Source organism: Vibrio sp. EA2, assembly GCF_033042495.1.
GTDB lineage: Bacteria > Pseudomonadota > Gammaproteobacteria > Enterobacterales > Vibrionaceae > Vibrio.
In genome coordinates this window covers 337016-350802 of record NZ_JAWLID010000004.1, presented here as the reverse complement: position 1 = coordinate 350802, position 13787 = coordinate 337016, and the positions used below count along the sequence as shown (strand labels likewise).

16 protein-coding genes and 1 pseudogene are annotated in these 13787 nt (G+C 46.3%); 5 read left to right on the top strand and 12 right to left on the bottom strand.

All coding sequences use genetic code 11. The features are described 5' to 3' along the window. The 7 genes from RXX31_RS12455 to RXX31_RS12425 form a co-directional block, all read right to left on the bottom strand. A complete protein-coding gene (locus RXX31_RS12455; RefSeq protein ID WP_317589736.1) occupies positions 1 to 1131 on the bottom strand; it encodes a DUF2586 domain-containing protein in 1131 nt (376 codons plus the stop codon). A gap of 3 nt (positions 1132 to 1134) precedes the next feature. Then, on the bottom strand, positions 1135 to 1791 hold the full coding sequence (locus RXX31_RS12450) for a virion morphogenesis protein (protein WP_317589734.1): 657 nt from the start codon (positions 1789 to 1791) through the stop codon (positions 1135 to 1137). Further along, the gene (locus tag RXX31_RS12445; RefSeq protein ID WP_267400586.1) at positions 1775 to 2266 is read right to left on the bottom strand and encodes a phage tail protein; all 492 of its coding nucleotides are present in this window, start codon (positions 2264 to 2266) and stop codon (positions 1775 to 1777) included. The genes RXX31_RS12450 and RXX31_RS12445 overlap by 17 nt, the downstream gene beginning before the upstream one ends. Next, entirely contained in the window at positions 2263 to 2682 is a 420-nt protein-coding gene (locus RXX31_RS12440; RefSeq protein ID WP_317589730.1) for a head completion/stabilization protein, read from the bottom strand. Before RXX31_RS12440 ends, RXX31_RS12445 begins: the two co-directional genes overlap by 4 nt. A 114-nt stretch (positions 2683 to 2796) precedes the next feature. After that, on the bottom strand, positions 2797 to 3513 hold the full coding sequence (gene gpM / locus RXX31_RS12435; protein WP_317589729.1) for a phage terminase small subunit: 717 nt from the start codon (positions 3511 to 3513) through the stop codon (positions 2797 to 2799). A gap of 10 nt (positions 3514 to 3523) precedes the next feature. Continuing rightward, on the bottom strand, positions 3524 to 4528 hold the full coding sequence (locus tag RXX31_RS12430; protein WP_203494239.1) for a phage major capsid protein, P2 family: 1005 nt from the start codon (positions 4526 to 4528) through the stop codon (positions 3524 to 3526). Beyond that, positions 4528 to 5397, bottom strand: coding sequence for a GPO family capsid scaffolding protein (locus RXX31_RS12425; RefSeq protein WP_203494240.1), 870 nt, complete (start codon positions 5395 to 5397; stop codon positions 4528 to 4530). The genes RXX31_RS12430 and RXX31_RS12425 overlap by 1 nt, the downstream gene beginning before the upstream one ends. Before the next feature lie 175 nt (positions 5398 to 5572). On the opposite strand from RXX31_RS12425, the gene RXX31_RS12420 reads away from it, so the two are divergent. Continuing rightward, the gene (locus RXX31_RS12420) at positions 5573 to 7345 is read left to right on the top strand and encodes a terminase large subunit domain-containing protein (RefSeq protein ID WP_317589727.1); all 1773 of its coding nucleotides are present in this window, start codon (positions 5573 to 5575) and stop codon (positions 7343 to 7345) included. Continuing rightward, positions 7342 to 8367 (top strand): phage portal protein, encoded by a 1026-nt coding sequence (locus tag RXX31_RS12415; protein ID WP_317589726.1) that lies wholly within the window; start codon positions 7342 to 7344, stop codon positions 8365 to 8367. Before RXX31_RS12420 ends, RXX31_RS12415 begins: the two co-directional genes overlap by 4 nt. Positions 8368 to 8410: 43 nt before the next feature. Here the strand turns inward: RXX31_RS12415 and RXX31_RS12410 are convergent, their stop codons facing one another. Then, positions 8411 to 8560 (bottom strand): hypothetical protein, encoded by a 150-nt coding sequence (locus RXX31_RS12410; protein ID WP_317589725.1) that lies wholly within the window; start codon positions 8558 to 8560, stop codon positions 8411 to 8413. Between the two features lie 221 nt (positions 8561 to 8781). Here RXX31_RS12410 and RXX31_RS12405 point away from each other — a divergent pair. Together RXX31_RS12405 and RXX31_RS12400 are read left to right on the top strand one after the other, a co-directional pair. Further along, a pseudogene (locus tag RXX31_RS12405) lies at positions 8782 to 8910 on the top strand (ogr/Delta-like zinc finger family protein); the annotation flags it as partial. A gap of 66 nt (positions 8911 to 8976) precedes the next feature. After that, on the top strand, positions 8977 to 9234 hold the full coding sequence (locus tag RXX31_RS12400) for an ogr/Delta-like zinc finger family protein (protein WP_262584451.1): 258 nt from the start codon (positions 8977 to 8979) through the stop codon (positions 9232 to 9234). On the opposite strand, the gene RXX31_RS12395 is transcribed toward RXX31_RS12400, so the two are convergent. Further along, complete coding sequence (locus tag RXX31_RS12395) at positions 9173 to 9400, bottom strand: hypothetical protein (protein WP_317589724.1); 228 nt, start codon at positions 9398 to 9400, stop codon at positions 9173 to 9175. The genes RXX31_RS12400 and RXX31_RS12395 overlap by 62 nt on opposite strands. A gap of 233 nt (positions 9401 to 9633) precedes the next feature. Here RXX31_RS12395 and RXX31_RS12390 point away from each other — a divergent pair, with 233 nt between their 5' ends. Continuing rightward, the gene (locus tag RXX31_RS12390) at positions 9634 to 9969 is read left to right on the top strand and encodes a helix-turn-helix transcriptional regulator (protein ID WP_317589723.1); all 336 of its coding nucleotides are present in this window, start codon (positions 9634 to 9636) and stop codon (positions 9967 to 9969) included. On the opposite strand, the gene RXX31_RS12385 is transcribed toward RXX31_RS12390, so the two are convergent. From RXX31_RS12385 to RXX31_RS12375, 3 genes are all read right to left on the bottom strand, one after another. After that, positions 9949 to 10119, bottom strand: a complete 171-nt coding sequence (locus RXX31_RS12385) for a hypothetical protein (RefSeq protein ID WP_154216603.1) — start codon at positions 10117 to 10119, stop codon at positions 9949 to 9951. The two genes, RXX31_RS12390 and RXX31_RS12385, sit on opposite strands and share 21 nt — an antisense overlap. Before the next feature lie 310 nt (positions 10120 to 10429). Next, positions 10430 to 11104: a hypothetical protein gene (locus RXX31_RS12380; RefSeq protein WP_317589722.1), complete on the bottom strand. Its 675-nt coding sequence runs from the start codon at positions 11102 to 11104 to the stop codon at positions 10430 to 10432. Between the two features lie 124 nt (positions 11105 to 11228). Continuing rightward, positions 11229 to 13787 carry a replication endonuclease gene (locus RXX31_RS12375; RefSeq protein ID WP_317589721.1) on the bottom strand — a complete coding sequence of 853 codons (2559 nt, stop codon included), beginning with the start codon at positions 13785 to 13787 and terminating at the stop codon, positions 11229 to 11231.

Sequence of the window (13787 nt, the reverse complement as noted above, 5' to 3'; positions counted from 1 at the left end):
TTACGCCTCCGAATCTGCAGGGTTAGTAAGATCAAGCGCGATGTTGACCACGATGTGTTTCGGGCAGTTGTGAGGACGAACCATCAAACCGATCGACACTTTGGTTTTAGTCATCCACTGAATAGTCACGTCACCATCTTCTGGCGGCATGATTTCACCAGGGAAGGTAATGCCTCCAACTTCTGTCGTTTTCGACATATCACGCATCTCTTTGCGGAAGTAAGTGCGGTTGAGCTCAATACTCGCTGGCGTTGAGTTAAGAATGCGGTCTGCAATACGACGAATCGCTTTGATACGTACACGACGGTTAAGCTTGTGAACCGGACGAACGTATTCGAGGTACTGATAATCGCCGCCTTTGGCTTCCAATGTGGTCGCGTCCGACCAGTACACCCCTTCTAAATCGGCGTACCACTGAGGCAGTGAGTAACGGGCGTCTGCCAGCGTAGCGATGGTGCTCATCTCTAATGCTTTTCCTGCGCTGTCCGTTGGCATGTCACCCAAACTCAAGACTGAGCCAGTTGCTACACGCATCGGGCTATCTGCTACCGTGACGCTTCGGTCACACAAGCGACCAGCCAACACACCTAGGTTGTTGCCGTTAAGTTGAGGAACGGGTGTCACTAGGTTTGCAGAGACATCTTTCACCAGGTCAAGCATGGCGGTTTCGTACTCTGCCCACGTTTGGCCTGTATCAGGGGTTGAATCAATGCCCGCACAAGCGGCGAGGAAGAACACCCAACGACCAAGTTTGCTAGTCAGCTCGGTTGCTTTGGACTGCATATCATCAAACTGAGTTTTGACCGTGACTGGGTCACAAATGGCAATGCCTTCGAATGAGTCAGTCCGGTTCGCCAGATCAACAGCATCTTGCCACGTATCATCTGCATCTAAGCCGACAATCGCACCCGTCCAGTTTTGCTTACCGTTAAGCTGAGCTGCCTTCACGTTAAGACCAAGCGCATCATCAGCGACAACTTCATCAAGGTTGGTCATGTTATTAATGCGGGTCACTTTGCCTTGCAGTTCTACCTGGTCAGTGCGCCCGATGAAAAGCACGTGACGTTCTATCTCAGGGATACCGCCTTGTGCCAAATTGAGATTGTTAACCTCTACCTTTCCGGTTGCCATTGGTTATTTCCTCTGTTTTGCCTGCTCAAATATCTTGATGAGCTGGCGGTTCACTTCACGTTCTTTACTACCGAGAATCTGACGCTCTGCTAATGGAATATCCCAACTGGTGATATTTGGCTGATTAGAGAGTTCTCGAATAAGTTGTCCTGCTTGTCCGTGGGTAATGGTTGCCATCAACTCACGTAAACTGGGTTTCTTTCGTCCTTTACCGCTTTTTCTTGGTACCGTGTAGCCCAGTTCTCTCAGCTTTCTAGCTTGTCCTTTGGTACAAGGTGCTGAGTAATCCGGTTTACCCCATCGCTTTTGCATTTGGCGCTTGGTCATTTTTTGCTTTTGACCAACGTGGTGCCTTGCTGCGATTTTTGCGGTTAACTTGTTATTCCAAGTCAAATCAAGCTGGTTGGCGTTTCTCACATAAGGCGTTAAACCTTTTGCCATCCGCTTTAACACTTTGCCTTTTTTCTTTCCTTTCCTTGGCTGCAGAGCGCTTCCGTTAATGTCTTTTTGGGAGCTAATGCGTTTTCGTGTATTGGCTTTTTCCCAACGGCCAAGGGTTTTCAGTATCCAGACTCGCTTTTTTGGTGGCAGAGCCAGTAAGGCCAGCTTTTCCTGCATGTTGAGCACATCGCGCTCATTGACCTTAATTTGCGGCTTCATTCACCAGCTCCGCTTCTTCGGCGGTGTAGATTTCAACGGCCTGTACTCGGTAGGTTTCCCCTCGCCATGTGATCATTCCTGCTGGGTCAGGAATCAGCTCAATCGGCTCAATCATTTCCAGCTCAATGGCTACGTCCGCCACTTCACTGCTTATCACATCAACAGAAAGGTCTGGGTCGCCTAACTCATCTTCATTACGAGTAACGTCGTAATCGCTCAGCCAACAGGCAACCAATGCCAGCAGACAACGAGGGTCTAAAAGACGATGCGGAAACTCTTCAATACTGATCACTGCGTTGTACTTCCAGTTACAAACGATGTAACCGCCGTTCCCTCGGTCTTCACCGTTTGGCACGATGGAGCCGTTTTCCTGCCAGGCGTCGATTTTGTTATCGAGTACATTGGTATTCAGGTGACTGACGATGTAATCCGTCAGGTGTTCCAGCTTGGTTTTGTTGTAAGTGGTTTCGCTCATATCGAGTCAATCCCATTCGCACTGCGGCCAAGTAGCGCACGCACATCTTTGTTACTCTGGGCAAGAAAACGTGCCTCTTGTTCCGGTTCATCCGTTGCCACGCTTTCGCCTTCTTTTCGGCGGTCTTGAGTCGCAAACTCTTTCATCAGTTCGGCGTGAGCCCGACCATAAACCGCACGTTTGTAGAGCATGATCTTCGGGTTGCTCAGCACTGGCTTTTCACCATCTACGATCAGGCTTTCTAATCGTTCTTGGATATTTAGCGAGGCGATGGTCACCGCATAATTCAAAGAGTCGTTATCAAACGTATGGGGAACACGGCGTAAACTACGGAATTCATCCGTGGATAAATCCGGCCATCCTTCACCAGGTATGGCGATATCGACTGCGCTGTTAACATTTCCGCCAAAGCTCATAACGGTTCCTTACTTATTTAAATTAGGGCGCCTCTAGCCACTGGGTCGACGGTATCGAGTTAGCCGACTGGCTTCTCTTACCTCACCAGCCGAGGCGCGGTGGCGTAGGAGTCTTTACAGATTCTTGCCTTCGTTAATGGCGCGAATACGAGATTCAATCTTTTTGATTTGGGTACCCACACCCACTTTGCTGTTCTTATCGTGCGCGTGTTGAAGCAGAGCCAAAGCTTTTTCCAACGTTTCCACGTTGCCGATGGCAGTAGCTTGCGGCTGGCCTTCTTCATTTCGAATCAGGTATAAACCCGCGAACTTGTACCACTTGGCGTGAACCTTCTCGTGCAAGCGCCAGTCTTTCTCTACCTTTTCGAATACCTGGGAGAAATAAGGCTCGATGGAATGACCACGTTCCGATTCTTTCTCCGCCCATGCCAACACTTCGTCAGCACAGAACGTCGGCCAGTCACGACGAAAGTTTTCTGGTGTAGGTAAGTCCAGCTCAATGGCTTTCATGCACCATTCGATTGCGGTATCCAGCTCTTTAATGTCGAATAGCCAAACCACCAAGTTGGTAAAGATTGGGTTTTCGAACGCTTCACCACTTTCTAAGTAGGCCTGAACATACGGCTTGTACTTCGGTACCAGCACTTCACGCTTGTGCTTAATTCGATCAGCGATGGCATTTAAAGAGCGCAAATACTTGCGGTCTTCTTCAAACTCAATCAGCTTGATGTGCAGGCTGTCGGTATCTGCACCGGAACTCACTCCCGGTGCAGACTGGTTAGCCTGCTTTTCAATGAGCTGTCGACGCTGTTTTGCTAATGGGCTAACCATGCATCACTCCTTAAACTGCAGGCTCAACAACGGTCACCGCTTCAATTGCAGCGAACTTTTTAAGGTTGCCCACTGCATAACCTTCCATACGAATATGGTTAGCTTCGAAGCGTAATTCGTCATCGTTGTTTTTCTGGCGACGCTGTTGAGTATTGGCTTGCGTAAGAACTTGAAGGTTCTTAGTGTTCGTAACCCAAAGCTGATCAGCAGGGAAGAACGGCGGTGTATACGCCTTTTTACCCGCAATGGTTTTAGCTAGCGCTTGAGCAGCTTTATGCTCCGTTGGCGAATTTGCTGATTCCAGTAAACGATGCTGCTCTGCTGCGACCAGGTTTGAACCGACCAGCACAACAAGATCAGGGTCTTGGCGGTGTTCTGGCGCAATGGTTGTGTTGATAAGGTCTTGTGCCAACGAGTCTAGGTTTTTGTATGAGTCAGCCGCTGCACCTGTTGGGTCAAGTTTTGCAGATGCTAATACTTGGCTAGCTTTCTTCTCTTTAACAATGGTTAACCAACCTTTGTTAACGTCTTGACCTAGCGGATTAGCTTCTGGGTCTGTTGGTGTGGCAATAGAGGTACCGTTAAAACCGACACGAAGAATATCTAATGCAAAGATGCGTGAAATCGCATTAAGCATTAATTTAAGCCACTCGCCTTTCTTGCCAGAGTTAGCCCATTGCGTCATGGTTTCCCACAGAATGTGAGCACCAGAATCTGTTTTTGTCAGCTCGTAGGTGTTACCACTTTGGCCCATTTCACGGCTAAAGCGACCTGATGACGTGCGACCAGTGGAAAGACCATCGTTACCAACATCAACTACTTGGCCTTTAATTTGCTGAACTGGCAACAACGAGATCATGCCAAGGAATTCGTGCGATTCTAGAATCGCTTGGCGCAATGCCGTTTCCATTGGAGGTGTGATATTGAAAGTACCGTAAGGGACTTCTAGCCCAGCAGCTTTTGCTACTGAAAGGCTAAATTCGGCCAGATACTTAGTTGAAACAGCATTTAGCATTAAAATACCCCTTGCATTGTGTCACTTGCACCCGAATTACCTGGCTCTTGGTCTGGTACTTCTTGCGAAAGTTCGTTGAATTTCGTTTCTAAGCCAGTCACTTTTTCAACAAGCGGTTTAAGCTTTTCGTCTAGCGTTGCAGAGAATTGCTCTACTGTTGCGCCTTCCGGTTTAACTTCCGGCGCTGGCTTTGGTTCTGGTTTTTGCAAGCCAAACTCTTCTACGAGTTCGCCTTTAATTGCGCTAAATTTCTTATCAAATAGCGCTTCTAGTTCCTCTGGAGTCACGTCAATGTCCTCTGGTTCAGGCTCTACAGGTTTAATTGCTGGCAGTTCCCCACCAGTTTGGAAATGCTTTGCCAAGTCCGAGAAAAACTTAGAAATGGGATTTGTCGTGAAGCACTCTGACACGTCTAATTCTTCAAGGTCGCTACACTCAATCTTGGTGACTTCACCTTGCTTACGTGAGAACTCAAGGCGGTCTGTTCCTGTAGATGCTGGGGAGTCAGTCACAGCTAGGCCCATTAGGTAACAGCGCCCTTCGCCCTTGTAATCTGGATTTGGTTCAATAGATGTGAATAGCTTCTGGCCGTCTTGGTTAGCGTCTAGTAAATATTGGTTAGGCGTAATCTTGGCGAACAAACGCAGCTTGCCGTCTTTCTTCTCAGCTTTGAGCTCTTCGACAACACCCCAGTTCTTACCTTCAAACACATTCCAATGAGAACGAGCATGCTCCGGCCAAATCATTGCTGTGAATTCAGAAGTTGAATACAGCGATGCCATGTCTTTAATCCATGCTGCTGTAATCTGGCGACCGTCTACGGTTGCGCCTTCTGTAGCAACAATTTTCCAATCACTGGTTTTGCTCATGTTTGTCGTTTGCCTAGTTAATTACGTCAAATAAATCTTGGTCACGGCAAACAATACGCCTTTGAATAACGGCTTTCAGCCACTTCATTTCCTAAGAATTCGGATTTAGCCAAAATCCGAATTTATCCGAATTTTAGTTAGTCATTTGCGAGTTTTCGGCGCGTATGATGCAGCTATGGCATATTCAGATGAAATAAGAGAAGCCGCGAAAAAGCTCTATTTACGCGGTGTTCCTCCAAAAGAAATTGCAGCGCAACTTAACCTTAATAGTGAGCGCATCCTTTATACCTGGGCGGAGAAATTCGGCTGGGCTTTGTTGCTTAATGAACTTTCTGTTGAGGAAATGATTAACCGCCGTCTGGCGGTGCTGATAGATAAGGATGAGAAAACCGATCAGCAGCTCAAGGAAATGGACAAGCTTATCGATCACCACGTTAAGCTGTTAAAAGCTCACGCTGATGCAAAAGCCAAAGCAGAGCGACACCTTTCGCCAGGCAGCTCACCAAAGAGTGATGGTAACTCTTCTAAAAGCAGCAGTAGTGGCAACCGCAAAAGTAGCCGTAAGAAGAACAGCATTGAACACCTGACAGAAGATGACTTTAAAGGCTGGCACGAATCTCTGTTCGAATACCAGCACACGATGCGTAACAACATCAAACAGCGTATTCGTAATATTCTCAAGTCTCGCCAGATTGGTGCTACCTACTATTTCAGTGGTGAAGCCTTAGAAGATGCGATTCTGACTGGTGACAACCAAATCTTTCTTTCTGCATCACGCGCACAGGCTGAGGTTTTCCGCAGCTACATCATTGCGATTGGTAAAGAGTTCTTAGACATCGAGTTAACTGGCAACCCGATTATTCTCTCCAACGGGGCCGAACTGCGCTTTTTGTCCACGAACAGCAAAACCGCACAGAGTTATCACGGCCACGTTTATGTCGATGAATATTTCTGGATCCCTAAGTTCGACGAGCTGAACAAACTGGCTTCGGCAATGGCAACGCATAAGAAGTGGCGCAAAACCTACTTTTCTACGCCATCGTCGAAGATGCACCAGGCTTACCCGTTCTGGACTGGCGACCAGTGGCGCAAAGGTAAAGACTCACGCGCCCATGTCGAATTCCCGACTTTTGATGAATTCCGAGACGGCGGGCAACTCTGCCCAGACAAACAGTGGCGTTATGTTGTCACCATTGAAGATGCGGCAAACGGTGGTTGTGACCTGTTTGACATTGACGAACTGCGCGACGAATACAGTGATGACGACTTCAAAAACCTGTTTATGTGTGTGTTTGTCGATGGTTCGCTATCTGTCTTCAAATTCTCTGACCTCGAAAAAGGCATGGTGGATGCCGCCCACTGGCAAGACTTCAAACCAAATAACAAACGACCTTTTGCCAATCGCGAAGTTTGGTTAGGTTACGACCCAAGCCGAACCCGAGACAATGCCTGTTTGGTAGTTGTCGCTCCGCCTGTCGTCGCGGGTGAACGTTTCCGTGTATTAGAAAAACACTATTGGAAAGGGCTTAACTTCCAATATCACGTTGCGGAAATAGATAAAGTCTTTCAGCGCTACAAAGTGACTTACATCGGCGTCGACACCACGGGTATTGGTGGCGGTGTTTGGGACTTAATTTCAAAGAAATACCCACGTGAAGCTCACGCAATCCACTACAGCAATGAAAACAAAAACCGCCTTGTAATGAAGATGATTGATGTAGTAGAAGCCAAACGCCTGCAGTTCGATGCCGAACACAAAGACATTGCGATGGCGTTTATGGCGATTAAGCGCGTACCAACCGCCAGCGGTAACGCTATGACCTTTAAAGCAGAACGCAGTGAAACGACCGGACACGCCGATGCATTCTGGGCGATTTCTCACGCCGTATCTAACGAACCGTTAGATCACTCAACACCAACTAAATCAACCTGGGCCACTGCAGCATGACCGAGCAAATGAACACTTTAGTCAAACAAGAAGAACACGCGCCAGAGTCGGTCTATCACATCGACTCTTCACCAGAGTCCATCGACTCAAACAGTTGGATGACCACCTATTCAGATTTGTTCTACAACGATTCCGACGATTATTGGGAGCCACCTATTTCACGAAGTGGTTTAGCTGATATTGCTCGTGCCAACGCCTATCATGGCTCACTGTTGATAGCCCGGGCTAACTATGTAGCCGGACGCTTCCTAAATGGAGGCGCGACCCGCCGCCGACACGTCCAAGCTTTTTGTCGTGATTACTTCACCTTTGGTGATGGGGCTTTTCTTAAAATCCGTGATGGTTTCAAACGTGTGGTTCGCTTGCATCCATTACCTGGCATGTACCTGCGCCGACGCAAAAACGGCAATTTCGTCATTCTGGAACGCGACAACCAGCAACGTGAATATCGCAAGGAAGATGTTATTTTCTTGCCTCAGTACGACCCGCAGCAGCAAATCTACGGTTTGGCGGATTATCTTGGCAGCATTCAAAGCAGCTTGCTGAACAAAGACGCCACCTTGTTCCGCCGTCGCTACTACAAGAACGGCGCACACATGGGCTTTATCTTCTACGCTACCGACCCTAGCCTTAGCGAAGATGATGAAAAGATGTTGAAGGAAAAGATCGCCAGCTCTAAAGGCGTTGGTAACTTCCGCAGTATGTTTGTGAACATTCCGAATGGTAAAGAGAAAGGGATTCAGCTGATTCCGGTTGGTGATATCGCCACTAAAGATGAATTTGAGCGCATCAAAAATATTACCGCGCAGGACATTCTCGTCGGCCACCGCTTCCCAGCAGGTAAAGGGGGCATTATTCCCTCAAGCGGTTCAATTTCACCCGACCCTGTGAAAGTAGGCAGTGAATATGCCAAGGATGAGATCATCCCGGTGTGTGAGCTGATTATGGATGAGGTTAACTCAGACCCAGAGGTGCCTAAGCACCTTCAATTGCAGTTTGATGTGTCGAAAGTTAGTGAATAAAAGAAAGCCCCTAATCACTATAGTTAGGGGCTTGCATTTACCTTTATTCAGTGGCTTCTGTTGGTTTACTCTCCGCCACTTTTTCTAATGTGTTCACCACTAAACACCGTTCGCCTTCAGTAATGAAACCTAATCGAGCCTCCTCTTCTAAGATTACATCAAGTCTAGAAATAAGTTCTTTGCTTAATTTCATCGAAACATCTACCTTTTGTCGACGATGGTAGGCCGTCCTACCATCATCTAATCCAAGTCATCACGACTACCTCCTATAGCTATTAATAAGATCTGCGCTCCTAATATCGAGCACTCGCATCATGTGTAACACAAAAATTGCACTAAATTAAAGGCAACACTGTACATAAACACAGCACATATTTTAATATTGTTAAGTCAGTCATAAAGTTAGGTCAATGTATGCGAGTTTATTGCCAGTGCGGTGAACGCGCGATTGTTAGCAGAAGCAACGCTGCGGATGCCAATTGCGCGGAATTATCCTGTTCATGTTCAAACCCCAATTGCGGACATACGTTCGTTAGTGCTATCGGGTATAAACATTCTTTAAATCCCTCAAAGCTTCATTTAGGAATTGGGGCGGCAAGTAAACCTTCAATGTTTGGTAGCCGGGTTTATTGTGGCTGTGGGGAACGGGCGGTAATAAAGAAGACGAACCGCCTTTCCAATGATTGTGCTGACCTGTATTGCGAATGTAAGAACCCAGCGTGTGAACATCAATTTGTAATGTCTTTATTTTTCAGCCACACGCTTAGCCCCTCTTCCAAAACGACCAGTGATTTAGCAACCTGCCTTATAAAGGCGTTATCTCCTGACCATCGCGATCACCTGAAACAACAATTGGCATTGTTTTAACACCCAACTCATCCATCTGGGCGGCTATTAGCTGCCCTTTTTTGTGTCTGAGAATCAGCTGCAACAAAAAGACCCCTACCTCATTGCTTTGGTCACTATTGCCGCATGTATCGTCTGCAAGTGCACACAAAACAAACTCCTCTGCTTTTTGATGTAGTTCAGACATTTAGCCTCCCAACCGACGTTTTACTGTATATTAATACAGTGGTTTTTACAGTACAAATATAATTAGTTTTTATGTGGTCAGCTACACTCTAGGAGTGTGCCGTCCTTTTTCACGGCACAGTCTAAAGATAAAAAAACGTAATCACTTGAATTCTTAAGCATTTATGTAAATGCTAACCATGGCTGGCTTTTCATCTACTAAACACGCCAAATTTGGCGTACTGAGAGATCGAAATGCCAAAACTGGACAACCACGTCTATTCAATTAACCAATACTTCACCCAATTAAGAATTGCGCGAAGGGTTACACAGAAAGAAGTGGCAACTAAAACCGGAATACCTTACCGAACGGTGCAACGGCTCGAACAGCAGCGCGCGGTAATTAATGCTGAGCAGATTGAAATGCTGTGTGAGTTTTACCAAATCAGCCTGTTGGAGATGGCACAAGGAACTCTCGCCTTGCGCCCCACCAACAGTATTGAGTTACTAACCTATCTGGAAAGACTCCCAGAGCCAGTAAAAAAGTCGATCACCCAGCTAATCATCACGCTATGCAGCAGTATTAAATGACTCCCACTCTCGCTGATAGATGGCATCTCGCATTGCTCTAAAGTGATTAAGGATATTAACCTGTTCTTCCAGCGTTTTGGCTGTCGCTAACTTCTCTTCTTCTAGGTCTACAACAAATTGGTATGTCGTCTTTGGACTACAGTTTTGCATATGTTATCCTGGTTCTTTTTCTTGTGCTTTTACTTGAGCATAACTGGCGATATAACATTTCCTAAACAGGTTAACTCACCGCTTACCAAACCAACCTAACCTAGGTTTCTGATCACGCAAGTCCTTAGAAAGTTGACGCAAATCACAAAAATAATCTAGAAATCGAGATTGCGGGATTGGATAACCGTGTTAATGACAGAGCTACCCTTTCCTTAAGAAAATTCACATGGGGGAGTTGGGGATGGAGTTTGAACTTATGCTGGATAATTCGTTAGGTCTAGCTCTGTTCTATTTGCCTACTAGTAACGTTTTAACGCTTTAATTTATCTTTAGCATCTAAACGTTTAATAGCGTTGATAGTAGAGCCTACTTCAGAGAGTACTTGATTAAACTCAGCTTTAATAGGCTCAAGTTGTTTGTAAAAATCAGACGAAAAATCAATGCTATTGATGTCAAAAGTGCCACCTTTAGCTTTTGCAAACTGACCTTGGTTACGATACCCATATTCATAAGCCAACGCTGCCTGAGCTTGTTCTAAAGCATTTTTCTTCTGATAGGCAGAAATAAAAGCATCTATCTCTGGATGTTTATTTAGGGGAAAATAACGACTCTGAATAAACATTGGTTTGGTCAATTCTACCGAAATTGAATCGTCCTCAAGAAAGATAGAATGATCTTTAATTGTATCCGTAGGGTATTTTTCTGTAACATCAAATAACTTCCCGTCGGGAGTTCTCCAAACAGCGTGATGCATAGCCTCAATATACCTTTTGGGCCAAATGAAAAATTGCCAACCGTATACAGCCTCCCCTCCATAGTTTCTAACTAGCTCATCCACATTCCAATAACAAAGCCCTATAGGTCGCAGTGTTTTATATGAATTTACCCTTACCACCTTAGCTCCTGGGCATAGTATGGTTGCGAAGCGCCTCAGTTTGGGGTGAGATTTACGAATTGTGCGAACATCAGGCCAAATAGCAGACATACTTTTATCCTCATGGGTTAACTCTTTAGCATATGTCATCACTTTAATATATAGCCCCTCCTTTTAAAATAAGCTTTAAAGCTCCTAGCTGAAATATCTTCAGAACTCAAGGCAAACCATAATCTCACACTAACGGCCAGTCGTTCCCATCAGGGAAGAACGACAAGTCTGGTTGTTGATACTCTTGCTTTTCTGGTTGGGCGAATACCTTGTCCCAACCTTCGAAATCCATCCATTTAAGATCATCTGCAGGTGCACGGCTTACTTCGACCAGCTGCGCCGGACGTATATTGCCGTGTTCGTCTACCTCCGCAGGGCGGATTTGAATACTGGTTGCATCGTCGATGCGAATTGAGCTGCCTTTTAGCAGTGCGGCCAGTGCCGTTTCATCAATATTTGGCGGATTATTCGCCCGACTATTCACCGGGTCTAAAATTCGGGTTAGCTGATCGCTGACCTGTACCTCGCGATGCTCCGTACAGTTATTGACAGAACTCCGAGAGGAGCCAGAGGCTCCAATAGCGGTCGCTGCGCTCCCTTGGGTGATCGCTTCAGCTTCTTCGATAACCTTTGATTTCTTCTGAATCGTCCAGACCTTAGTGCGAGTTTTCACGACTGCTTCTGGTGTTTGGAAACCTTCCACCTTGCGCACGTCTTCACCGTGAGGTGATGCGAATGGAAGGACTTGATATGAATTGGTGATCAGCAAATCTTCGCGTTTAACGAAAGGTCCACCCTGTCCCATGATGTAGCCTTGCCAATTACCATGATCTGCGGCTTTTAAAGTTTCTGTGATGCTTGAATCATCAGTGTTTAAACTTGCTTGGAAACTATCCCCTATTACTTTTATTAACTCTTTATTAGAAATCAGCTTACTAGGCTTAATAGGTCCAACGAGGTCACGCTGTAGCTTAATGTACATAGCAAGCAAATCCTCTCGCACTTGCATGAAGAGGTATTCCATAAAGGCTTTTTTGTTTTGGCTTGCGAATCGGCGCAGCTCACGGTAAGTCGTAACTGGCGCACCACCGAAGAATTGAAACTGGCGAATTGCCCAGCGGCTTTTCCAAGCGCTGACGTTCTTCGCCATGTCTTTGACTGATTTGCCTGTTTCGTCGGACACTTCATCGTCCATAGCAAAGCCGTCGATGTTCTTAGAAATGTATTTAGCGATGTAGCCCGTTGCTGTGCCTTTCTCTGGGTCGATGTAACCAAAGTCACAACGTGGACGGTAATCCATAGGACCAACATAAGCGCACTTGCGAAATGGCTTTTGCTTTTCCTTTTCGTATTGCGGGTGCAGTTCTGCTCGGTCTTCTTTGGTCGCGTATGAAATAAAGATGTCACGCACTTGCGCAACTTCTTCTGGTTTTACCCAGATCAGCAAATGCCAGTGTGGTGTGCCATCGTGATGAGGCTCGGCAACTCGTACACCAAACCAACGGATCTCTTCACGGCCTAACTTGGCGCGGATACGCTGCCAAGCATTGTTTAAATACGCTTGCGCCTCTCGTGGGCTTGCACCGTTCCAATGGTTGATGAAACCGCCTTTCTTGTAGGAATTGTGGTATTTCGACGGAGTGGTCAGAGTCAGGAACAAGCCTTGTAAGCCAAGTTCATTGCCGATGTCTTCACAACCACGGCAACGCACCATCAACTCATGACGCCGAATCGCAGGGTTAGACACGCTTTTCAAAACCATTTCGGACAGGTCTGCTTTCTCTTCGGTTTCTTCGTCGAAGAGTTCACACTGCTTGATGTATTCCCAGTTGCGCTTTTGTTGCTCTTGGTGCTCACGAACACAATCCCAAGACGCATAGGCAGAAGCTTTTGAAGACACTTGCCCCATTGCAATGGCTAGGTGTTCGCGCATAATTTTGCGAGCTTTAACCAAACGACCAAGCCACCACTTTTCACTGATCATGCGAGAGATGTCTTGCAGTGCGGAAAGCTCATTTTGCTTCTTGTATTTACAAGGCGGCTTGATGCCAAACTTAGCAGTGAAAGCAGCTAGCTGATGGTAGCCTTCAACGACAGGACAGAACGTATCGTCCTTTTCCAACTCAGCTTCGGTAATACTTGCCAACTTAGAAGAGATAATTTGGAAGCGCGCATTCATGATTTTTCCAATCTTGAATGCCATCTCTTTGATTTCGTCCAGCTCCAGTTCCGCCAAGATGCGGCATTTTACTGGCTTGCGGTTTTTCTCCGCCTTGTCGAAATCAAAGCGAAGTTGAGGTTTTGCTATCTCTGGATGCGCAGACGTAAAGTCGCTTTGCTCAGTGTTATCTAATTCTTCACTGAGCAAAGCAACCTTTTGGGTTGTTGGTAGCTTTTTGTATTTGCGTAAAACCATAACGGCGCGATCAGCAGCTGGGCCCATTCGTTCACGCAAAAAGATATTTGCTTCTCTGCGACCTTGCTTTTCGAAAACTGTAATGTAGCGAGTCACAAAGTACTTAGTTAGGTAATCTGGCAGGTCTTTGATTTTGCCTTTTGTCCACTCAAAATCATCTGGATTCACGTCAAACAGCTTACGTTCCAGAACACTGAGATCATCAGGCTCAATAGTTGTGTTATATCGACGAGCACCAAAGCAGCCCGCTTCAACTTCCGTTAAAGGGGCTTGCCATGGAAACTCGTATAAATCGATTTCGGTTGGTTCGGATAGATAGTTAGACAC

Coding starts and splice junctions, on each gene's coding strand:
- RXX31_RS12455 (WP_317589736.1), bottom strand. CDS start 1,131: ATGGCAACCGGAAAGGTAGAGGTTAACAATCTCAATTTGGCACAAGGC.
- RXX31_RS12450 (WP_317589734.1), bottom strand. CDS start 1,791: ATGAAGCCGCAAATTAAGGTCAATGAGCGCGATGTGCTCAACATGCAG.
- RXX31_RS12445 (WP_267400586.1), bottom strand. CDS start 2,266: ATGAGCGAAACCACTTACAACAAAACCAAGCTGGAACACCTGACGGAT.
- RXX31_RS12440 (WP_317589730.1), bottom strand. CDS start 2,682: ATGAGCTTTGGCGGAAATGTTAACAGCGCAGTCGATATCGCCATACCT.
- gpM (WP_317589729.1), bottom strand. CDS start 3,513: ATGGTTAGCCCATTAGCAAAACAGCGTCGACAGCTCATTGAAAAGCAG.
- RXX31_RS12430 (WP_203494239.1), bottom strand. CDS start 4,528: ATGCTAAATGCTGTTTCAACTAAGTATCTGGCCGAATTTAGCCTTTCA.
- RXX31_RS12425 (WP_203494240.1), bottom strand. CDS start 5,397: ATGAGCAAAACCAGTGATTGGAAAATTGTTGCTACAGAAGGCGCAACC.
- RXX31_RS12420 (WP_317589727.1), top strand. CDS start 5,573: ATGGCATATTCAGATGAAATAAGAGAAGCCGCGAAAAAGCTCTATTTA.
- RXX31_RS12415 (WP_317589726.1), top strand. CDS start 7,342: ATGACCGAGCAAATGAACACTTTAGTCAAACAAGAAGAACACGCGCCA.
- RXX31_RS12410 (WP_317589725.1), bottom strand. CDS start 8,560: ATGAAATTAAGCAAAGAACTTATTTCTAGACTTGATGTAATCTTAGAA.
- RXX31_RS12400 (WP_262584451.1), top strand. CDS start 8,977: ATGTTTGGTAGCCGGGTTTATTGTGGCTGTGGGGAACGGGCGGTAATA.
- RXX31_RS12395 (WP_317589724.1), bottom strand. CDS start 9,400: ATGTCTGAACTACATCAAAAAGCAGAGGAGTTTGTTTTGTGTGCACTT.
- RXX31_RS12390 (WP_317589723.1), top strand. CDS start 9,634: ATGCCAAAACTGGACAACCACGTCTATTCAATTAACCAATACTTCACC.
- RXX31_RS12385 (WP_154216603.1), bottom strand. CDS start 10,119: ATGCAAAACTGTAGTCCAAAGACGACATACCAATTTGTTGTAGACCTA.
- RXX31_RS12380 (WP_317589722.1), bottom strand. CDS start 11,104: ATGTCTGCTATTTGGCCTGATGTTCGCACAATTCGTAAATCTCACCCC.